Annotated in this window: 20 protein-coding genes; 5 read left to right on the forward strand and 15 right to left on the reverse strand. The window is 69.6% G+C overall.

Translation table 11 applies throughout. The features are described from left to right. On the reverse strand, window positions 1-205 hold a 205-nt coding region (locus ACWDUA_RS13115; protein WP_449751446.1), incomplete at its 3' end, for a hypothetical protein. Window positions 206-209: 4 nt separating this feature from the next. On the opposite strand from ACWDUA_RS13115, the gene mftR reads away from it, so the two are divergent. From mftR to ACWDUA_RS13130, 3 genes are all read left to right on the forward strand, one after another. Next, the gene (gene mftR / locus ACWDUA_RS13120; protein WP_449751447.1) at window positions 210-731 is read left to right on the forward strand and encodes a mycofactocin system transcriptional regulator; all 522 of its coding nucleotides are present in this window, start codon (window positions 210-212) and stop codon (window positions 729-731) included. Between the two features lie 134 nt (window positions 732-865). After that, complete coding sequence (locus ACWDUA_RS13125; RefSeq protein WP_449751448.1) at window positions 866-1921, forward strand: 2Fe-2S iron-sulfur cluster-binding protein; 1056 nt, start codon at window positions 866-868, stop codon at window positions 1919-1921. Window positions 1922-2073: 152 nt separating this feature from the next. Continuing rightward, a complete protein-coding gene (locus tag ACWDUA_RS13130; protein ID WP_449751579.1) occupies window positions 2074-3342 on the forward strand; it encodes a chloride channel protein in 1269 nt (422 codons plus the stop codon). A 337-nt stretch (window positions 3343-3679) separates the two neighbouring features. Here the strand turns inward: ACWDUA_RS13130 and ACWDUA_RS13135 are convergent, their stop codons facing one another. The 9 genes from ACWDUA_RS13135 to ACWDUA_RS13175 form a co-directional block, all read right to left on the reverse strand. Further along, window positions 3680-4900, reverse strand: a complete 1221-nt coding sequence (locus ACWDUA_RS13135) for an NAD(P)/FAD-dependent oxidoreductase (protein ID WP_449751449.1) — start codon at window positions 4898-4900, stop codon at window positions 3680-3682. A gap of 55 nt (window positions 4901-4955) precedes the next feature. Continuing rightward, on the reverse strand, window positions 4956-5501 hold the full coding sequence (locus ACWDUA_RS13140) for a hypothetical protein (RefSeq protein WP_449751450.1): 546 nt from the start codon (window positions 5499-5501) through the stop codon (window positions 4956-4958). Next, complete coding sequence (locus ACWDUA_RS13145; RefSeq protein WP_449751451.1) at window positions 5498-6127, reverse strand: hypothetical protein; 630 nt, start codon at window positions 6125-6127, stop codon at window positions 5498-5500. Before ACWDUA_RS13145 ends, ACWDUA_RS13140 begins: the two co-directional genes overlap by 4 nt. Next, window positions 6124-6633 carry a hypothetical protein gene (locus ACWDUA_RS13150; protein WP_449751452.1) on the reverse strand — a complete coding sequence of 170 codons (510 nt, stop codon included), beginning with the start codon at window positions 6631-6633 and terminating at the stop codon, window positions 6124-6126. The genes ACWDUA_RS13145 and ACWDUA_RS13150 overlap by 4 nt, the downstream gene beginning before the upstream one ends. Beyond that, window positions 6630-7196 carry a hypothetical protein gene (locus tag ACWDUA_RS13155; RefSeq protein WP_449751453.1) on the reverse strand — a complete coding sequence of 189 codons (567 nt, stop codon included), beginning with the start codon at window positions 7194-7196 and terminating at the stop codon, window positions 6630-6632. The genes ACWDUA_RS13150 and ACWDUA_RS13155 overlap by 4 nt, the downstream gene beginning before the upstream one ends. A 6-nt stretch (window positions 7197-7202) precedes the next feature. Beyond that, complete coding sequence (locus tag ACWDUA_RS13160) at window positions 7203-8147, reverse strand: SDR family oxidoreductase (RefSeq protein ID WP_449751454.1); 945 nt, start codon at window positions 8145-8147, stop codon at window positions 7203-7205. Window positions 8148-8158: 11 nt separating this feature from the next. Further along, a complete protein-coding gene (locus tag ACWDUA_RS13165; protein ID WP_449751580.1) occupies window positions 8159-8791 on the reverse strand; it encodes a TetR/AcrR family transcriptional regulator in 633 nt (210 codons plus the stop codon). A gap of 113 nt (window positions 8792-8904) precedes the next feature. Next, window positions 8905-10242, reverse strand: a complete 1338-nt coding sequence (locus ACWDUA_RS13170; protein WP_449751455.1) for a cytochrome P450 — start codon at window positions 10240-10242, stop codon at window positions 8905-8907. Between the two features lie 126 nt (window positions 10243-10368). Then, the gene (locus ACWDUA_RS13175) at window positions 10369-11388 is read right to left on the reverse strand and encodes an o-succinylbenzoate synthase (RefSeq protein WP_449751456.1); all 1020 of its coding nucleotides are present in this window, start codon (window positions 11386-11388) and stop codon (window positions 10369-10371) included. A 99-nt stretch (window positions 11389-11487) separates the two neighbouring features. On the opposite strand from ACWDUA_RS13175, the gene ACWDUA_RS13180 reads away from it, so the two are divergent. Next, window positions 11488-12459 (forward strand): oxygenase MpaB family protein, encoded by a 972-nt coding sequence (locus tag ACWDUA_RS13180; RefSeq protein ID WP_449751457.1) that lies wholly within the window; start codon window positions 11488-11490, stop codon window positions 12457-12459. 93 nt (window positions 12460-12552) lie between these two features. Here the strand turns inward: ACWDUA_RS13180 and ACWDUA_RS13185 are convergent, their stop codons facing one another. Together ACWDUA_RS13185 and ACWDUA_RS13190 are read right to left on the reverse strand one after the other, a co-directional pair. Beyond that, window positions 12553-13308 (reverse strand): alpha/beta fold hydrolase, encoded by a 756-nt coding sequence (locus ACWDUA_RS13185; RefSeq protein WP_449751458.1) that lies wholly within the window; start codon window positions 13306-13308, stop codon window positions 12553-12555. A 112-nt stretch (window positions 13309-13420) separates the two neighbouring features. Continuing rightward, entirely contained in the window at window positions 13421-17281 is a 3861-nt protein-coding gene (locus ACWDUA_RS13190) for an nSTAND1 domain-containing NTPase (protein WP_449751459.1), read from the reverse strand. Window positions 17282-17400: 119 nt separating this feature from the next. Between ACWDUA_RS13190 and ACWDUA_RS13195 the strand changes: the two genes are divergently transcribed. Then, window positions 17401-17796: a response regulator transcription factor gene (locus tag ACWDUA_RS13195; RefSeq protein ID WP_449751460.1), complete on the forward strand. Its 396-nt coding sequence runs from the start codon at window positions 17401-17403 to the stop codon at window positions 17794-17796. Window positions 17797-17944: 148 nt separating this feature from the next. Here the strand turns inward: ACWDUA_RS13195 and ACWDUA_RS13200 are convergent, their stop codons facing one another. The 3 genes from ACWDUA_RS13200 to ACWDUA_RS13210 form a co-directional block, all read right to left on the reverse strand. Continuing rightward, window positions 17945-18916 (reverse strand): alpha/beta hydrolase, encoded by a 972-nt coding sequence (locus ACWDUA_RS13200; RefSeq protein WP_449751461.1) that lies wholly within the window; start codon window positions 18914-18916, stop codon window positions 17945-17947. Between the two features lie 324 nt (window positions 18917-19240). Further along, the gene (locus tag ACWDUA_RS13205; protein WP_449751462.1) at window positions 19241-19936 is read right to left on the reverse strand and encodes a HEAT repeat domain-containing protein; all 696 of its coding nucleotides are present in this window, start codon (window positions 19934-19936) and stop codon (window positions 19241-19243) included. A 338-nt stretch (window positions 19937-20274) separates the two neighbouring features. Further along, complete coding sequence (locus tag ACWDUA_RS13210; RefSeq protein ID WP_449751463.1) at window positions 20275-20910, reverse strand: TetR/AcrR family transcriptional regulator; 636 nt, start codon at window positions 20908-20910, stop codon at window positions 20275-20277. Window positions 20911-20930: the final 20 nt, after the last annotated feature.

The following is a 20930-nucleotide window of genomic DNA, read 5'->3' on the forward strand; positions in this document are numbered from 1 at the left end:
CGACAGCCGCGAACAACCCGACAGCCGCGAACAACCCGACAGCCGCGAACAACCCGACAGCCGCGAACAACCCGACAGCCGCGAACAACCCGACAGCCGCGAACAACCCGACAGTGGCGAACAACCCGACAGTGGCGACCGAGCCGTCGGCCCAGCCCGGCCGCCGGCCGCGGACATCCCGCGCCGAGATCTCTGGTGTCGCCATCGAGATGTTCACCGCCAGCGGCTTCGAGGAGACCAGCGTCGACGACATCGCCGACGCCGTCGGCATCGCGCGTCGCACCCTGTTCCGGTACTTCCCGTCGAAGAACGCGATCCCGTGGGGCGACTTCGACTCCCATCTCGGCGAGTTGCGCGCCATGCTCGACGAGATCCCCGAGGACCTGCCGATCGCCGAGGCCCTCACCCGCGCGCTGACCGCGTTCAACCGGGTACCGGCCGACACCATCGGTCACCATCGGCGCCGGATGGGCCTACTGCTCGGGGTACCCACCCTGCAGGCACATTCGATGCTCATGTACGCCGACTGGCGGCAGGTCATCGCCGAGTTCTGCGCCCATCGCCTCGGCGTCCCGGAAACCGATCACCTGCCGCAGACGATCGGCTGGATGAGCCTCGGCACCGCCCTGGCCGCCTACGAGCATTGGCTCGCCGCCCCCGAGTCCGACCTCGACGAGCTCATCCGGGCCGGCTGCGCACTGCTCGCCGACGGGGTCCGGGCCCTGCACTGAGTCCTCGACCCCGGCCCGGCGACTACCCTGAACCCGGAAGCGGCCACTCCCCGGCCCCGGAGTTTTCGGCTACGCTCTCAAACTAGAACACGTTCTACTTTCATTTCCTCGCACCACCCAGGAGACCTTCGAACATGACCGAACCGACGCCACACGGCTCCCGCAGCGTGATCCTCACCGTGGCCGAGGTCATCGACGAGACCGCCGACGCCCGCTCGATCGTCTTCGAGATCCCCGACACCGCCAAGGAAGCGTTCACCGACTACAAGCCGGGACAGTTCCTCACCCTGCGCATCCCGAGCGAGCAGACCGGCTCGGTGGCGCGCTGCTACTCCCTCGCCTCCTCCCCGGCCGGCGACGAGCTGCCGAAGGTCACCGTCAAACGAACCGTCGAGGGCTATGGCTCCAACTGGGTCTGCGACAACCTCGCCACCGGCTCCCAGATCGAGGTGCTGCCGCCGTCGGGTGTGTTCACACCACGATCGCTCGACGAGCCGATACTGCTCATCGCCGCAGGCAGCGGCGTCACCCCGGTCATGTCGATCCTGAAGACCGCCCTGAACCGCGGCAATCGGCCGGTCGTGTTCTTCTACGCCAACCGCGGCACCGACGACGTCATCTTCGCCACCGAACTGCGCGAACTGCAGGCCACCCATACCGACCGCCTGACCGTCGTGCACTGGCTCGAGTCGCTGCAGGGACTGCCGTCGGAGGCCACTCTCACCACTCTGTTCCGTGCCTTCCTCGGGCACACCGTCTATCTGTGCGGCCCCGGGCCGTTCATGGAGGCCGTGCACAAGGGCCTCGAGAACGCCGGCTTCGCCCACCACGACGTGCACACCGAGGTCTACAACTCACTGTCGGGGGACCCGTTCGTCGACGTCGTCCTCGACGAGGTCAGCGACGCCGAGCAAGCCGACGCCGCGACCGTCGAAGTGGAGCTCGACGGCGAGACCCACGAGTTGTCGTGGCCCCGCAAACGCACCCTGATCGACATCATGCTCGAGGCCGGACTCGACGCCCCGTACTCCTGCCAGGAAGGCGAATGCGGCTCGTGCGCTTGCACTCTCACGGAGGGTTCGGTCGACATGAACAACGCAGGCGCCCTCGACCCGGAGGACATCGCCGACGGCTACATCCTCGGCTGCCAGGCGCACCCGACGTCGGATCGCCTGCGCATCGAATTCTGAGTCCGCGGCCGCAACAAGTAGTCCTCGGCCGCCGCATGTGCGCGTGCCGACGGCATTAAGGTCGATTCGTGCCGCCGCAGAAACGGGACGACCCGCCCACCCCCGAACCCGGCGACCCCGACGTCGACCCCACCACGCGGGTCATCGTCTGGATGACCCTGCTCGCCGGAGTCGCCGGGGTGATCACCGGATTCGTCGGCGGCGCCTTCCGCTGGCTGCTGGTGCGCGCCGACCGCCTCCGACTCGACATCGTCGCCTGGGCGCACGACGTCGGGCCGGCCGGCTGGCTGGTCCCGATCGCGGTGTCGGCGGCGGCCGCCGGGATCGCCGGGCTCATCGGAGCACGGATCCCGTTGTCGGCGGGCAGCGGCATCCAGCATGTCGAGGCGGTCGACCGCAAGGAGGCCGACCCACCGACCGGTGAGGTGATCCCGGCGCGCTTCGTCGGTGGCCTGTTGTCGATCGGCATCGGCGGCCTCGTGCTCGGCCGGGAGGGTCCGACGGTGCACATGGGTGCGGCGATCGGCGCGCTGTGCGGTCGACTCGTCCGCGCCACCGCCGACGAGATCCGTGTGCTGCAGACGGTGATGTCGGGGGCCGGGCTCGCCGTCGCGTTCAACGCCCCGATCGGCGGTGCCCTCTTCTGCCTCGAAGAGGTGGCCCACACCATCAGACTGCGATACGTCCTGTGGACGATGTCCGCGGTCGCACTGGCGGTCATGTGCAGTCGGGTGATCCTCGGCGACCATCCCGACTTCCAGGTCGTCGACGTGGCCGAGCCCGCGTTCTCGACGTTGCCGGTGTTCGTCGTGTTCGGTGCGCTGGTCGCCCTGCTGGGTGTCGCATACGGGTGGCTGATCCGAACGTGTCTGAGTGCGTTCGCCGCTGTCGCCCACATCCCGAAGCCACTGGAGTCCGCGGCGATCGGTGCCGTGATCGGCGCGGTGCTGATGGTCGACGCCGACCTGGTCGGCGGTGGCGACACGCTGACCCAGGCGATCCTCGCCGGTCAGCACCTGACGTTCATGGCCCTCGTGGTGATCCTGGTGGTGCGGTTCGCCGCCGGTCCGCTCTCGTACGCGGCCAACACTTCCGGCGGCCTGTTCGCCCCGATGCTCGCACTCGGGGCACTCTGCGGCGTGCTGTTCGCCCGCATACTGGACCTGATCTGGTCGGGACTCGGCACCGACCTGCTGCCGGCGCTCATGCTGGTCGGCATGGCCACCCTGTTCACCTCGGTGGTGCGGGCGCCGTTGACCGGCGCGGTGCTGGTGATGGAGATGACCGCGACCACCTCCGTCGCGGTCGCCATCCTGGCCGCGGGTGCCACCGCGATGATCGTGGCCCAGTTGCTCGGTGCTCCCCCGATCTACGACAGTCTCCGTGAGCGAATGCTGGGCGCCGGACCGGACGAACGCTGACCGGGTACCCGAATCCGTGGACCGGGCACCACCTTCCATCGACCGGGCAGCGAATCGCCTGCGCCGACACACTTTTGTCGGACCCCGTCTGTATGTTCGAACCATGTCCACCGAGCCGACCGCGCCCAGCAGGCCAGACTCGGTGCGGACCCACCTTCGAGGTGGTCACCCACCCGACGCCACCCACAGAGATTTCGACACGGGTCCTCGCCCTTCGGGCTCGGTCCCGGCTCAACCAGCAACCAGCACACGGTGGTTGAGCCGACGAGGAGCGCAGCGACAAGTCGAGTCGAAACCCCCGCCGGGCGGACTCGGTGCGTGACCACCTCCGACGCGACTACTCGGCCGGGAGGACGTCGGTGATGGGGGTCGGGTTCTGCAGCTTGAGGCGGGTCTTCATCACGGCGCCGACCTTGCCGGCGCCCACGACGCCGGTGAGGAGCCCGTCGCGACTGTAGTAGGCGAGGAACTTGGTGCCGTCGTCGTCGACGACGTGCACGGTGTCGTCGGCGGTCGGGCTGCCGAGGACCTGGATCTTGAGGCCGAACTGGTCGCTCCAGAAGTACGGGACGGAGGCGGTGACGGCCGTGGCGTCGGGGTCGTCGATGATCTCACGGGCGACGACCGCCGCCTGGTCGACGGTGTGGTTCCAGTGCTCGGCGCGGTGCGGAACTCCCTCCGCGTCAAGCCAATTCGCCACGTCGCCGACGGCGTAGACGTCGGCGGCCCCGGTGAGGCCGACGCTGTTACAGGCCACGCCTCCGCCGGCCTCACGAGGCGCGAGATCGATTCCGGAACCATCGAGATATCCGACGACCGGCGTCGACCCGATGCCCACGACCACGATGTCCGCCGACAACTCGCTCCCGTCGGTCAGTCGCACCGCACGTACCGCACCCTCGTCACCGACGACGATCTCGGCGACGCCGACACCCGTGCGCACGTCCACACCGCGAGCGATGTGCATCCGGGTGACCAGTGCGCCGATCTGCTCGCCGAGTGCGGCGGCCAGCGGGGTCGGGGCGGGTTCGACGAGGGCGACCGTCAGGCCACGCTCGGTCAGGCTCGAGGCCACCTCACAGCCGATGAAGCCGGCTCCGATGACGACCGCGGTTCGGGCGCCGTCGATCTCCGCCCGCAGGGCCACCGAGTCGTCGAAAGTGCGCAGCACGTGCACGCCGCCGACGTTCTCGGCGCCCGGGAACGGTCGCGGGGTGAGGCCGGTGGCGAGCACGAGTGCGTCGTAGGAGAGTGTCACGACCTCGGAACCGTCGTCGACGGTGACGACCCTGGCGACCGGATCGACCGCGGTGACCCTCGTTCCGAGGCGGAGGGCGATCTGCGAGTCGGCATAGAACTCGTCGGCCTTGAGGTCAGGGCGGTCATCCTTGCCGAGCAGCACCGACTTCGACAGCGGCGGCCGATCGTACGGGGCGTAGGGTTCCTGACCGATCAGGGTGATCGGTGCGGTATATCCGCCGGTGCGCAGGTTCTCGGCGACGCGGATGGCCCCGAGCCCCGCCCCCACCACGACCACACCGGCTCCGGAAACGCTCATCGTCGTCGAGATCCTCTCGTCGTGTGCCTGCGCGTCGACGCGGCATCCCCCCAGGTCAACGGGTGATGTCACCAACCGGAAGGAGATCGGACATCAGCCAGGTTCCGTCCACCCTAGCCATGACCACCCACTTCGCGGAAGGTGTATGCCCGGTGAGCGGTACACCACCTGCGGGCTTTTCGGTGACATCGATCACCTGATCGACGAAGACTAGCAGCCGCGCCCGTTTCGGGCCGTACTCGCTCACCCCGACACCCACGACATCCGCCGAGGCCGTCGCACCCGCGGCGACCGCACCGGGCGCCACCAGGTCGGCGCCCTGACTCTCGTATCGGGTCAACAACGGTTCGGTGAGGTGGGCTCGCACCGCCGCCGGGTCCCGGGCTCGTCCGCCGGTCACGGTGAGCAGCGCCGACACCGCATCCGACGCCGCCGCCGTCACCGCGACACGCTCGGTGTCGTCGGGTTCCGGCGCTGACCGGACGGCCATCATCCAGCCGAGTGCGCCGATGATCAGCGCCACCACAAACACCGGCGCGGCCGCACGAATCCGCCGACGCTCACCCCGCCGCAGTCCCACGTACCTCGTGCGAAGGCTCATCCCGGCACCACCGATCCGACCAGCCAGCTGTCGTCGACGCGGGTCATGGTGAACCTCAGCGTGATCCGTTCGGCGCCGGGATCGCCGCCGACGAGTTCCGGATTCGACGCCTCGGCCACCAGCATCACATCCGCGGAAGCACCCGGATCGTCCGACGGCGGGTCGGTGACCAGGCCCGCGGCGATCACCCGGCCGGTACTGGCACCGGGTTGGGCGGCGACGGCCGCGGTGAGCGCCGCGGATGCACGCTCGAGTCGGTCGTGCTGGGCGCCGGTGCTGAGCGCGAGGACGCCGTGGACATATCCGTCCGCGTGTGCCGGATCGGCGGCGAGCATGGTGGTGGCCGCCGAGCGTGCGGCGGCGAGCACGGCGTCGCGGGTGTCGGCCCGACCGTCGGCACGGGCATCGGAGATCGCGTAGCCGAGTGCGGTCGCGGCCAGGGCGATCGCGACGACCACCGCGGCGCCCAGAATCCACCACACCATGCGGGATCGGCGCAGCGCACGCGCCCGCAGGTCGTCGGCCGCGGCGATCCGGGCCACCCGGGCGGCGCGGCGCGCCCCGTCGAGCCGGTCACGGGCCACCTCCACCCGTCGCGACTGCATGCGATCGGCGCCCTCGCTCATGTGACCACCTCCGCCGACGTCAGCAGCCAGCGGCCGTCGTGCCGGACGAATCCGGCTCGGACGGTGTGCGCGATGGTCTCCTCGTGCCCGTCGTCGGTGCGGGTGACCACGTTCGACCGGACAAGTGCCGCACCGGATTCGGTGCCGACGTCGAGGAGTGCCACGGTACCCGGAACCCACGTGACGGCTGCGGTGGGCTCGGCGGGCGGGCTGCGCAGCGCGGTGGCGAATGTACTCGCGAAGTCGCCGCCGATCGCCGCCCGGGCGCGGGCCCGGTCGGCCTCCCAGTGCGCACGGTCGACGGTGAACACGGTGGCGACGATCCGACCGGCCTGTGCGCGCAACGAGGTCCGGTTGTCGTCGACGGTGCGGTGCTCATGCACCGATCGCACGCCGCACGCCACCGCGGCGACGAGGACGGCGAGCACCACCACCGCCACCGACAGCAGCAGGAATGCCCTGGTGCGCGGCAGGATCCGGTCGCGTCCCGGCAGAAGGCAGGTCATGGCAGGTACTGCACCGCCGACACCTTGAGCACACCGGCATCGTCGGCGACGCCGACGCGCAACCGGAACTGCCGGCCGGTTCCGGTGGCCCCCCGGTAGTGCACTGTCGCCGCGACGAGAACCGTGGCGGCGTCGGCGGTGCGCGCCGACACCCCCGCTCCGTCGATATCGGCGGAAGCGACCTCACCGGTGCGGCGGATCACCTCGGTGTAGGCCTGGGACGATTGCGCGAAATCGTCGTAGAACTCACCGGTCGAACGATCGAGGATGCGCCGGACCTGTTGCGGGTCCCGCGGATTCGGGCTGAGCAGCAGCTCGACGGTCGACGTGGCGGCCTGCTCGAAGTCGGCGTCGGGCCGCGTCTGCGCAGACCGCACCCACGCCCACACACCGACACCGGCGGCGACGACCGCCACCACGACGAGCACCGCCACCACCACCCACCACCGCCGGGCGAGACCCGGCCGCAACCCGGCGGCATGCTCGGCGTCGGCGAGATCGTCGACGGCCGAACGCAGCTCACGCCGCGCCGCCCGTTCACGACCGATCGTGCCGGAACGCACCACCACTCAGGCCGACCGTCCCGTCGATCCCGACGCGACAGATCCCGACGCGACAGATCCCGACGACACCACAGATCCCGACACCGCAGCGCCACCGCGAATCCGTGCGTCGTAGTCGGCGCGTCCGGTCTGGTCGACGTCGATGAAGATCCGGTCGAGGCCGGTCCGGCGGCGGGTGAGTTGCTTGAGCGCCTGCGGGAACAACGGATTGGCGTCCACCCAGCGCATGAATCCCGGTGCGGCGACGCGGGTGCGCGGACGAGCGATCACGTCGACGACGGCGGCCGAGACCACGTCGGGCTCGACGGTCTGGATGTAACGGTTGGTCTGCAGGCCGGTGATGAGTCCGGTGTTGGTGAAGGTCGGCATCACCGTGGACACCCGCACCCCGTGACCCGACAGTTCGGCGTCGAGCGCCTCGGAGAACTCGATGACGCCGGCCTTGGCGGCGTTGTAGACGGCAAGGCCGGGCATCGGCAGCCGGCCGGCCACCGAGGCGATGTTGACGATGTGACCGGCGCGGCGCGGCACCATTCGCGCTGCGGCGAGTTGGCTTCCGGTGATCACGCCCAGCAGGTCGATGTCGATGGTGCGCCGGATCAGTGCGGCGTCGAAGCCGAGGAAGGAACCGACCGGCATGATGCCGGCGTTGTTGATCAGGACATCCACGGGGCCGAGCCGGTTCTCGACCTCGTCGAGGAAGGCGGTGAAGCCGGCGCGGTCGGTGACGTCGACCATGATGCCCTCCACCCCGAGGTCGGCGGCGGCCTTGCCGAGCACCTCCTCGTCGACGTCGCCGATGGCCACGCGGGCGCCGGCGGCGAGAAGCTGTGTGGCCGTCTCCAATCCGATGCCGCGGGCACCACCGGTCACGGCGATCACACGGTCGGCGAGCGCCGCACTCGCCACGCCGTGACCGTGCTTGCCGAAGAGCTTGTCCCGCAGGGTCATTCCTACTCCTGTCACCAGATCATGGGGGCGAGGTACTTCTGTGCCAGCGCGCGGACCGCGTCCGGCGATTGCCGGGCCTCATCGGAGGCCGGGGTTTCGAGAAGTGAGATCACCAGGCGCACATGCAGTTCGACCGCCTCGACGAGCTCGGCGTCGGGCATCTGGGCGCCGGCGTTGCGCAGGGTGGACGCCACGCGCCCGGTGACGACGTCGATGAACAGGGAGGTGACCGACTTGGTGATGGACTTCATCTCGTAGTCGGTGAGCACCAGTCGATGCATCAGCGGGTCCTCGGTGACCAGTCGAGCACCGGCGGCGAAGGCCTCGACCACCGCTTCTTGCGGGCCGAGTCCGGCCACCGCCTCGACGAGGCGTTCCATCCCGATCTCGTAGAGTTCGGTGGTCACCCCGAGCAGCAGGGCCTCCTTGTTGGGGAAACGCCGATAGAGCGTGCTCCGGCTGACGCCGGCTCGTCTGGCCACCTCGTCCACGTTCGCCCGACGCACCCCGACCTCGGTGAACTCCGCGGCCGCCGCAGCCAGGATGGCGGCGTTCTGGTCGGCAGGGCTGTCGGTGTTGCGGATCTTGCGGCGGCGCCGCCCGTTCCCGCCGGCACCTACCCCGTTCTCGGCGGTATCGGACATGTCCACGTCGGTATCCGACACGTCCACGTCGGATCTGCTGGTATCGGCGGGCCCGAGGTCGGCGTCGCCGGCGTCGGTGAACGTGGTGGTCTCGACATCCGAACCCATCATGTTCACCGGCGCCGAACCGTCGCCGGGAACCGGTCCTTGGGGACCGGAAGTGCGCTGTAGTCCATCGGGAGTTCGTAACCGGCCGGGACCGACCACTCGTACCCGCGCAGCAGGTGGTGCATGATCGTCTTGATCTCCATCTGACCAAAATACAATCCGATGCACTTGTGCACCCCGCCGCCGAACGGCATCCAGGCCATCCGGTGGCCCTTGTCCTCGGCGCGATCCGGCGCGAACCGCTCGGGATCGAAGGTGTCGGGGTGCGTGTAGTACGCCCGATCACGGTGATTGGTGAGCTGCGGGATGGCCACCAGCGTGCCCTCGGGAATGAAATAGCCGTCGATCTCGGTGTCCTTGATCGCCATCCGCGGTTGTGCCGGAACCGGCGGGCACATCCGCAACGACTCCCGCATCACCAGGTCGAGCACGTCGAGCCGGGCGAGGTCGTCGTAGCCGAGTTCTGGCCCCAGTTCGAGGGACTGGGCGCGCGCCCGCTCCTGCCACTGCGGATTCGCCGCCATGCGATAGGCCATCTGGGTCATCGTGATGGTCGAGGTGTCGTGTGCGGCCATCAGCACGAAGATCATGTGGTTGACGACGTCCTCGTCGGTGAATCGATGGCCCTCTTCGCTTTCCGCATGACACAGCACCGAGAACAGGTCGGGGGTCTCCCGAGCACGCTTGGCCGGGATGGTCTCGTAGAAGAACTCCTCGAGCACCTTGCGGCTCCGCAGCCCCTTCCACCAGCGGCCGCCGGGTATCGGGGCACGGACGTAGGCGACCCCGGCGCGGACGGTCTCGATGAATGCCTTGTTGAGCTGGTCGGCACGCTCGGCGGGGAGTTCGACTCCGAGGAAGACCTCGAGCGCGACGTCGAGGGTGAGGGATTTGAACTGCTCGAACATCCGCACCCGACCGACGGGGAACCGGCCGATCGTGTCGGCGATCATCGGCGCCATCTCCTGCATGTAGCCCTGGAGGGCGGTCGGGGTGAACGCCTGCTGAAGGATGTGCCGGTGGTGGCGGTGCTCGTCGAAATCGAGGAGCATGACACCCCGGGTGAAGAACGGTCCGATGAAGTAGCTCCAGGCGGGACCGTTGGCGAAGGCATGATCCTTGTTCATCAGGATCTGCTGTGCCGCTGGGGCACCGGCCACGGTGACGGTGCTGATGCCGAGCGCCTTGAGCGCCGAGATGGTGCCGAACTCGGCGCGTCGCCGTTCGCCGTAGCCGAACGGATCGCGCCGCATGGCCATCATCTCGAGCACACCGTTGCGCTCGACCCGCGGAACGGGACGCAGACCACTGCCGGCGGGTGCCGGCGCCAACACCGCGACCATCTCGTCCTCCTCCGCTCATGTACCGTCGTGTGACCCAGTACACATCCATTGGAACAGAATTGCTCAGATGTTTCTAGTGCGTGTCACCCGGAGAGGGAATGGCAGACACGCCCGAATGGACCCGGATCACCCGGCGCCGAAGCCGTCGTGGTCCGGCAACCCGTGCCGAATCCGGTGCGCCAGGATCTGATGGCACCGCGTCAGCCGATCACGCCACCACATGCTGCGCTCGGGGTCGGCGAGCACCCCGGCCCCCACCGGGTCGGGTAGCGCGTCCGGCCCGGGCCATCGCGGGGTGAGGGCACCACCCTCGGGCACGAACGACCCGGCGACGTCGGCGACGAACAGCGACCCGGTGCCCAGCCCGCAGGCCAGATCCAGCTCGGGCAGGGCCGCTGCGGCGGCGACCCCGGCAGCCATCCCGACCATCGAGTCCAGGGCGCTCGAGATCACCACGGGCAGCCCGATCCGATCGGCGAGTCGCAGCACCGCGCGCATGCCGCCGAGGGGCGCCACCTTGAGCACGGCGACGTCGGCGGCGTCGGCCGCGATCACGCGCATCGGGTCGGCGGCCTTGCGGATCGACTCGTCGGCGGCGATCGGCACCGACACCGCCCGCCGCACCTGCGCGAGTTCGTCGACCGTCGCACACGGCTGCTCCGCGTACTCGAGTTCACCGATCGCCTTCAGCGCCGTGACCGCCTGCGCCACCGACCATTTCCCGTTCGCGTCGACACGCACGCGCGGAACGAGCTCACGGGTCGCGGCCACCCGGGCGACGTCGTCGTCGAGGGTCTGCCCGGGCTCGGCCACCTTGACCTTGGCGGTGGTGGCACCGGGATTGCGCGCGAGGACGGCCGCGACCTCTGCGGCCGGCACCGCGGGCACGGTGGCGTTGACCGGCACCCGATCCCGTCGCGAGGGTGGCGGGCCCCACCATGCGGCCTCGATCCCCGCGGCCAGCCAGGCCGCCGACTCGTCGTCGTCGTACTCGACGAAGGCACCGAACTCGCCCCACCCCGCCGGCCCACGGAAGATCAGCACCTCACGGGCGGTGATCCCGCGAAACCGGGTACGCATCGGCAGCCGCACGACCACGGCGTCCTCGAGCAACTCCTGCACCGGCGGTAACACCACGGCACCCATCACACCCTCTTTTCGGCCACGGACCAGCCCGGACGGCACCGGAGCACATCGTTGGAACAAATCTAGATTTCCGTTCCAAGATGGATTATGGTCCCTTCCATGACAGTCAACCAGGGGTTCGACGCCGCGATCCGCGAGGCGGAGCCGGTTGTCGTCGCGGACACACCCGACGACGCCCTGCCGATGCCACGACTCGGTGCCGATTCGCTGATCTGGAAGTTCTACGGCGACATCCGCGGCCTGCTCGGCTTCCAGCGTCTCGCCGGCACCGAGAACTGCATCGAACAGCTCGGTCAGGCCGTCCTCGACCACTCGGTGATCTTCGACGACTTCCTCGGTCGCGCCCGCCGCACCGGGCCGCCGGTGATGCGCACCGTGTACTCCACCGAACCGCAGAAGTGGGGTCGCACCGTCCGCGACTTCCACAAGGACATCAAGGGCACCGTCAGCGACGGTTCGCGCTATCACGCACTCAACCCGGAGCTGTTCTATTGGGCGCACGCGACATTCGTCGACCAGACCCTCTACATCACCGATACCTTCATCCGACGACTCTCGGAGGCCGAGAAGGAACAGATCTTCGAGGAGAGCAAGATCTGGTATGAGCTGTACGGCGTCAGCGCCCGCAGCCAGCCGCAGACCTACGCCGAGTTCCGGGCGTACTGGGACGACATGCTCGACCGCTTCGTCCCGCACAAGACCATCGTCTACGCCACCGGCTACATCCGAAAAGGGTTGCCGCGGCCGAGGCGGATCCCCGCCCCGGTGTGGCGCGTGGCGTCGGCACCGCTCAACGGGTTCATCCGCACCGTCGTCGTGGGCACCCTGCCGCGGCAGATGCGCGAGGTGTGCGACCTCGAGTGGAATGACAAGCGCGAGAGGCGCTTCCAACGATTCGCCGCGTTCATGCGGGCACTCGATCCGGTGATCAACCGGTTGCCGCTGACATGGCTGTACGTGCCGTGGGCCTACGAGGCGTGGCAGCAGGTCGGGGTGGATCCCCGCCCGCTCCACAACAAGCCAGGGCGCAACAAGCCCGGGCACAGCAACTCCGGGCAGCCCGGGGCGTGAGGCCGGTCGCCTGAGACGTCGTCGACGAGGGGCGACCACGTCTCAGGCGCACCGTGCCCCCACCCGCACACCGAACCCCGCGACTCCCGGAGGTCACACCTTCGTGAGGAATCCTCCTGCGACATCCAGGAATTCGCGACGACGGTCGCGGTGCACACTGTGTCCCGCCTCGATCACCTCGAAGCGGGCACCCGGAATCGTCTCCGCCAGCGTCCGAAGATGCTGCGACGGAAGAAAACTGCGCCGACCACCGGAGATCACCAGGGTCCGCGCCGACACCTCCGCCAGTCGTCGCCACCACTGTGGTTCGGCCTGTTCGAACGCCTCACCCACCTGGGCGCCGACCGCCCGGTCGAAGCGCACCAGCGGCATCGGGTTGGCCAGCAGCAACGCCAGACCGCGCACCCGCTCGCCGAGCGACGCATCCATCACGATGCCCTCGTCGACGTCGGCCTGATCGCGGGGCATCGGCGGCACCTCCTCGAGCACGAGCGATCGCACCCGGTCGGGAGCCGACATCGCCAGCCGCAGTGACGCATGCGCGCCCAGCGAATGCCCGACGACGTCGACCTGCGCGACCTCGAGATCGTCGAGCACATAGCGGAGGTCTTCGGAGAAGGACTCGAGCGGATAGTCGCCGGGGTGCCCGCTGCGCCCGTGCCCGCGCAGGTCCACGGCGAGCACGGCACGGCCACCCGCACGCAGCTGTCCGGCGAAGTACCGCCAGGTGGAGTGGTCGCCTCCCATGCCGTGCACCAGCAGGACCGGGGGCTGCGTGCCCGGGGTACCCGAGGTGCGCACGGCCAGGGTCAGATCACCGGATTCGGTCGGTCGTCCTACCAATCGCACCCGGCCAGGCTACTGCCCGGCTCCCCCACGGTCGGCCGGTGAGCCCCGTGATCCTCGTCAAACCCCGGCCCCGGCACCGGTGCCACGCACTCTCCTGGACCCGGCTCCCGGATCACTCGCCGCCGCAGGGCGGCGAGTAGTCGAGTCCGTGGACGTTGACCGCCCACTCGTCCTCGGTGATCGGGTCGCCGGGCCGGCCGCACTCCTCGGCGAGCACCTCGCGCGGCTCCACGTCCCACGACCGGATCAGGCCCTGCTGGCCGGACACCAGGATGTGGGTGTCGGAGACGAACCGGACGTCCCACACGCGGCCCGGGAACGACCGCAACACCAGCCCGGTGGACGCGTCGTCACCGTCGAGATCCCACACCCAGACCTCCGAGTTGGAACCGCCTGCGATCACATGCCGGCCGTCCGGGGAGAACCCGGCGCTGTAGAGCTGTCCGGCGGGTCCGGCCATGGTCGCCACCGTCCGCGGGTGCACCGGGTCGGACACGTCGACCACCGCTGCACTCTTCTCCTCCGAGGTCGCCACCACCCGCGTGCCCGTCCGGTCCCACCGCACCGCCAGCGCCGCGCCGTCGAAGGTGACCGGGTCGGGCAGTGCCCGCGGGTGCGCCGGATCCGAGAGGTCCAGCATCCGCACGCCGCCCGTGGCCGTGGCCGCCGCGACATGCCGTCCGTCCGGTGACAGCGACGCCCACCACACGCCGCCCCCGGTGTCGACGGTGGAGATCACACGGGGTGCGGTGAGGTCGGACGCATCGATCACGGTGAGGATGTTGGAATCGGTGGCACCGGTGACGGCGAGCCCGGAGGTCTCGCTGTAGTCGACGGTCTCGTTGAGGTTCGGCTGCGCGGCGACCGACCCGATCACCGTGGGCCGCGCCGGATCGGAGTAGTCGGCGAACTGGACCTCACCGGTCACGGTGCCGGTGGTGACCACCTTTCCCGACGCCGACACCACCACCGCCCCGGAGTAGACGAGTCCGGGTGCCGGCACCAGATCGGGGCCTGCGCGGGTCAACCCCGCCGGCCCGATGTCCCACTGGGTGAGCCGGCCGTCGGTGCCCGTGTCGGCGGCCACCAGTCGGCGACCGGCGCCGTCCACCGGGATCTGGAAGACGTTGTTGGAGCCGACGTAGGTCATGTCGTCGGCGGGCGGCCAGTCCTGGACCCGCCCGTCGTCGCTGGCCGCGATCACGTGCCGCCCGGCGAACACCACCGACACCACGTTCGACGAGCTCGGCAGCACCCGCGGTGACGTGGTGGGTGCGGTCAGGTCGAAGATCCGGAGCGTGTTGTCGGCGCCGGCGGCGGCGATGCGGGTGCCGTCGGCGTTCACCGCGACAGCCGTGACGTAGCTGGTGAATCCGCCGAATCGCTGCACATCGCGGGGTGCGGCCGGATCGGTGACGTCATAGACGGTGACGACGCGGCTGCGCAGCGCCGCGACCAGTCGGGTGCCGTCGGGGGTGAAGGTCAGGCCCTGGGCGAGCTCGTTGTCGCGCCAGTCGTCGAGGTGGATCTGCCCGGCCGGTTCGATCCGGTCGCCCACCACCCGCCACAGGTCGATGCGTCGGTTGGCGGCCGAGGTGGCCAGGGTCGCACCGTCCGGGCTGAAGGCGACCGCACCGGCGACACCGCCCGCGGCCCCCGGCAGCGCGACCTGACGCCATGCCCCGTCCACCGACACCCATGCCTGCACGCCGACGTCGGGTCCCGACGCCACGACGAAACGTCCGTCCGGGCTCACCGCGAGGGCGTTCATGTCGCCGGTGACCCCGGGGACCTGCACACCGCGGACCGGATGCCCCGGATCCGACACGTCCCAGGCGGTGATCGCACCGCGGCCGCCGATCAGGAGGGTCTTGCCGTCGGGCAGGAATGCGGCGGCACCGAGACGGTCGCCGGACCCGGTTGTCCCGGTGAAGTCGCCGACCTGCCGTTCGATCCCGGCGTCGTCGGAGACCTCGAACAAGCGCACCTGGCCACCGCCACCGCTCGCCGCGAGCAGCGGGCCCGACCGGGCGAGCAGCAACGATCCCGGTGTGCCGACGAACCGGGTCGGCAGCGCACCCGAGGTGGTGTCGATCAGCTGGGACCGTGCCTCCACCGTCGGCGAGATCTCGTATCCGACCATCGCCATCTGCGCGGCGAGCAGCGGGTCCCGGTCGACGAGGTCGGCCGAGACCACCGCCATCTGCCGCGACAACGCCTGGTTGCGGGAGTCCTCGGCCCGTTCGCGCTGGTGGACGGCGTTGACACCGGCCACCACCGCGGTCACCGCGGCGAGGACCGCCACGACGCCGAACACGGCGGCGAACGTGGCGAAGCGGTGAAGTTGTCGCACCCGACGCTGCTCGTGGTCGGCCTGCTCGCGGACCCGTGCCGCACCCGCGGCGAGGAAGTCGCGGCCGGTCTGGTCGGGGCCGATCCGGCCCGCATCGCCGATCGATGCCCCGACGGGCACCGGCGACGTGGGAGCGGGGTCGGCGGTGGTGCCGGTGTCGGTCAGCGTCGCGAACATCTCGAGCCGCGCCTGCGAGGGCAGCAGGTCGTCGGGGCGACCGTTCCCGTCCCAGGGATCGGCGAGGGTACGCAACCGCCGCAACAACAGCAGCCGTTCGCGGTCGGTGTCGACCCATTCGGTCAGCCGCGGCCACGCGGTCAGCAGGGCCTCGTGTGCGACCTGCGCGTGTGACGAGGTCACCGTGATCAGTCGGGCCGCGGCAAAGGTGTCGAGCACCGGTGCCGTATCCGCGCCGAGGTCGGCGAGCCGGACGGTGCGGCGCGTCACGGTGTCCTCGTCGACGTTGATCATGGCGAGCAGGATGCGGCGGGCGGTGGCCTGCTCGGCGTCGTCGAGCTCGGCATACACCGACTCCGCGGTCTGCTCCACGGCCCCGGAGATCCGGCCGGTGGCGACGTAGTCACGAACGGTGAGCCGACGGCCGTCGGATTGCTGCCAAGTGGCGCGCAGGGCGTGCGACAGCAGCGGCAGCACCCCGGTGTCGGTGGGCCGGCTCGGCGATACGGGCGCGAGGTCGTCGAGGAGCATGGTGACCAGGTCGTCGTCGACGATGGCCCCCGCTGATTCGGCCGGGCGGACGATCACCTCCCGCAGTTCGGTGCGTGTCATCGGCGGGATCAGCACCTGGGCGGCGGCCAGGATCGGGGCGAACGCCGCACTGGCCGCGGCCCGCCCATAGAAGTCGGCGCGCAGCACCGCGACCACCACCGCCCGACGCCCGGTGATCCGTCGATCGATCTCGGCGAGGAACGCCGAGCGGGTGACCTGATCGTGCTGGGTCCACAGTTCCTCGAGCTGGTCGATCACCACCGCCAGCGGGACGTCGGGCGGCACCGCGGAGATCTCGTCGAAGGCCGCCGCGATCGAGGCCTGCGGATCATCAGCGGGGACCAGGATCACCGAGCGCCACTCGGCCAGCGCACCCTCGGTACCCATCCGTGCGAGCAGGCCTGCCCGGACCGCCGAGGACTTGCCCACCCCGGACGCGCCGACGACGACCATGGCCGGATACGGAGCTGTCTGTGCCGGTTCGGTCAGGGGCTTCTCCGGCACGCGACCGACGAGGGTGTGCTCGAGCCGGTCGACGAGTGCGTCGCGGCCGAAGAACACCGGCCCGTCCGCGGTCCCGTAGGCCTCGAAGCCGCGATACGGGCAGGCGATGACGGGGCGCTTGCGGGAACGGCGGGAGGAGCGTTCGGCCGCCGCCCACCACCGCGCGAGATCGTCGTCCGCGACCACGCCGCAGGTCGTCAGCACCCGCTCGAACATCTCGCGGCTGGCCTTCGTCGGCGCGTGCTGCCCGGCGAACCAGCCCGCCACGGTGCCGAGCAAGGCGTTCGCCTCGGTCGCCACATCGCGCACGCTCAGACCCGACTCCTCGCGCAGGCGGGTCAGCGCCCGCCCCAGTTCGTCGCGCGTCGACACAGATTCCGGGCTCATCCCGAGTCCCTCCGTCAGCCATGTTTGCGCAGGTCAGCGTATCGGAATTCGTATCGACTTGGCTCTTCTCACGGGTTCGACACGTCGCTCAGAGGTTCCTGGGACCAGGATTGGCCCGAATGGACGACAGTCCCACCACCCACCGACGACGACCCCCGACCCGCTCGGGGGTCGTCGATTCCGCTCAGGAGGCCGCGATCATCACCGACACCGACCGCCCCGCCCCGCCGGGACGGTCCGCTCCCACCCTCCCCGGACAGTTCCGGGTGACACCCGGACCGGCGCCACGGCGGCCCCGATTGTCCGAGCGCGAGGTCCAGGTGATGCTCACGTGGCTGCGTGCCGAGTCCAAGCAGGAGGCCGCCGGTGCACTGTTCATCAGCGTGTCGACGGTGAGCACGCACATCTCGCGGATTCGGGTGAAGTACGAGTCGGCCGGGCGTCCGGCCTCGTCCAAGTCGAGTCTGTTCGTCCGCGCGATCCAGGACGGGTACGCCACGCTCGACGACTGGTGAACCCCGGGGGCTCGGGCACAGACGGCACCGCCGGCGACGAGCGGCCACCCCGGATCACGAGGTGGCCGGTCGTCGCCGGCGGTGTATACCGCACCACAACCGCGATCATCGACGAGGCGCCGCATCCCCTTCGGCGCCTCGTCGGCGATCAGCGGTCGAGGAACCAGCCGGCGCGCTTGGCGCGCCAGACCATGTCTTCCCAGTAGTCCCACTGATGGGTGCCGACAGTGGGAAAGTCTGTGGAGATCCGGACACCCTGCAGTGCCGCGGCGACCTCGAACGCCCGCGACTGGGCGAGCGCGACCACCTCCAGCGGAGTGCCCTTGACCGACGCGACCGCATCGGTGTTGTGCGGACCCCACGTCGCCGAACCGGAGGCGACGCGGATCTTCATCCCCCGCATCCGCGGCAGCTGGACGAGGGCGTCGTTGCGTTCCCAGCGCGGCGCCCACGGCGGACCCCACATCGCATCGGCACTGAGTGGACCCACCCCGCCCTCCACGCCGGCGTCGATCAGGGCCAGGCGTACGGCCTCACGCATCGTCGGCGCCGAGATGTTGACGTAGCCGGACATGGAGAAGACGTGCGATATGCGCGCACGGTGGTAGGCACCGTAGATCATCGCCGAGCCGCCGCCCATCGAGATGCCCATGATCGCGTACTTCTGCCACCGACCCACGGCCAGCCCGCGCGCGTCGAGGGCGCGGACGATGGCATCCAGCCGGCACGTCCACCGGTAGCGGTAGGCGATCTTGCTGCCGGGGCTGGCCGACTCCCAGTCGGTGTAGAAGCTCCCCAGGCCGCCGACCGGTTCCACCACGTTGACGCCCGAGGACGCCATCCGCTGGATGCGGGTCTCGTGCCGCCAGCCGGACATGTCACTCGTCGCGCGCAGGCCGTCGAGCGCGATCACGGTCTTGTAGTTGCCGGGCCGACTCCAGATGTCGACCGGGCTCGCCGGCATGCCACAACCGCCGACCTTGATCCGGTTGAGGGTCGCCGCCTCGGCGGGACCACCACCGCTGGCGCCGACGATCACCAGCGCTGCCGCGGCGACGACAACCGCGATCACTCGCCGGCCCGCGCGCTTGTGGACCGACCGCTTCAAAGGGGAACGCACGGCCGGAACAGTAGGGCCCCGGAGGCCTCGGGAACACCCCGAAACGGACGCCGTGACCACAGGGCGCCCCCATTGAGACCAACCAGTTACACAAGTGGCCATTGGTGCAGGATGTTACTAATGTGACTCGTGTGGTCTACCTGTCGACGATTCGGCACCGCCTCCGCCGATGCGCCGACCCCACGCCGCAGAGCACTCCCGGCGCCGTCTCCGGACCGCCGACATCGACCCGCAGCTCGAGAGCCCGAGGGCTGGACATTCGGCGCCTGTGCACCACGCCACGGATTGTCGGGGGTTTCTTCGTCTCGAACTCGACACTCCCGGTCACAGCAGGTGTGCCAGCCGCTTCTTCGTGCGGTTGGTCTTGACGATCCACGCGAGGTCCGGGTCTGTGGTGTCGAGGGCATCGAACACGGCCAATCCCGGTTGCGGATCGGCTGCTACCGCCACGCTCCAGCAGTAGCCGAGGCTCTGTCGCAGGATTCGTGCTGCGGGAGAGCGTCGTGATGCACCCACGGGTAACGCCCTCAAGACAGCCGTCGCGCGACGACAGACCTCGACGGCGACTGCTGCCGCTTCGGGTGTGCGTAGCAGACGCGGCTCGCAGATGGCCGCAGCGCCTGCCCGCGCTATCAGAGGGTTCGGGTCACCGGCCCAGTCGCGTGTCAGTGACTGCACGGCGCCGCCATCGGCGTCCCCGGCCTCCTGCAAGCCGATCACCACACCTTCACGCACCCGCCATCGGTCATCGACAGCCAGAGCCCGCAACCGTGAACGCGATGTCGGGTCGGCGATCTGGGTGCCCAGGCAGATTGCCCCGCACATCATCTGGTACTCATCGTTGCTCTGCAAGAGCCGGTCGACCAGCTGTGGATCATCGGCGACCTCGCTCACCGCGATCGCCAGTGACGTATTCGCCCGCGGCCCCGGCAGGCCGGAGTTCGCATTCAGAAACCGCGGCCACTCAGTGCGGTCCAGTCGCCGCAATCGGGCCGCCCACTGCTCTACCGCCTTCGACACCCCGACAGCATACGGCGATGCAAACGGGCAAACCGAGTCGTCGACGGACTCGTGGTCACCAGGTCATCCCAACGGTCAACTCGCTTGCTCCCCAACGGTTTCAGAGCACCGACAACACAGAGTGCGCGTCGAACTCGGATCAGCCAGTACCCGACGATGAACTCAGCACAGCTCGACATGTCTTCGTTGCCGGGCGTGTGACATTCAGCAGCCCCACCACTCCCTCACCCCGCCCGGCTCGGCCGGGTCGGCGATCGCCGCCGGGCACGAGAATCCGACCGAACCCACTCCCGACGGACAGGCGAGGAGCGGGCTCACCGTGATCGCCTGAGCGATCCCTATCCCGCAGCCTCCTTGCCCGACTCCCCCACCCGCGACCCGTCGTCGAGCATCGCCACCTTGAGTGATGGCTTGGCCGCGCCCGGTGTGTCCGGACCGCCGAGTTGCTCCCAGATCGCGTCCACCATCGGCTGGAGGAACAGGACGCCGAGCTGACGCACCATCACCCCCACCACCTGGGCGGCCTCCGACCGCTCGGTGGATGCCATTCCGGTCTCGCGGGACTTGGTGACCTCCGAACGGGTCAGCTCGGTGAGGCGTCCGATCAGTTGCAGATGTTCACCGGCGGGATCGAGGACCGCGCGGCGCAGGTAGTCGACCACCGGCGGGTGATCGGCGAACATCTGCTGCACGGCGAGGTCGCGGGCGGCGGTCACCTCGGCCGGCGTCCCTTCCGCCGGCGCCCCGGCGATCGCCTGCGCGTGATAGTCGACGATGAGCTGCTCGACCGCCTCACGCAGACCGTCCTTGGTCTTGAAGTGGTGCTGGACCAGCCCCACGGTCACACCCGCCGCCGCGGCGACGGCGCGCATGGACACCCGATCCTCCCCCTGGTCGGCGTAGAGATCGAGCGCCGCATTGCGGATCTTCGCCTTCGCGGTGAGATCACCGGAACCCGCACGCGGATCCGTCACGAAACCGTACCCCTCATGAT

The sequence above is a fragment of the Gordonia sp. NPDC003376 genome (genome assembly GCF_053589235.1).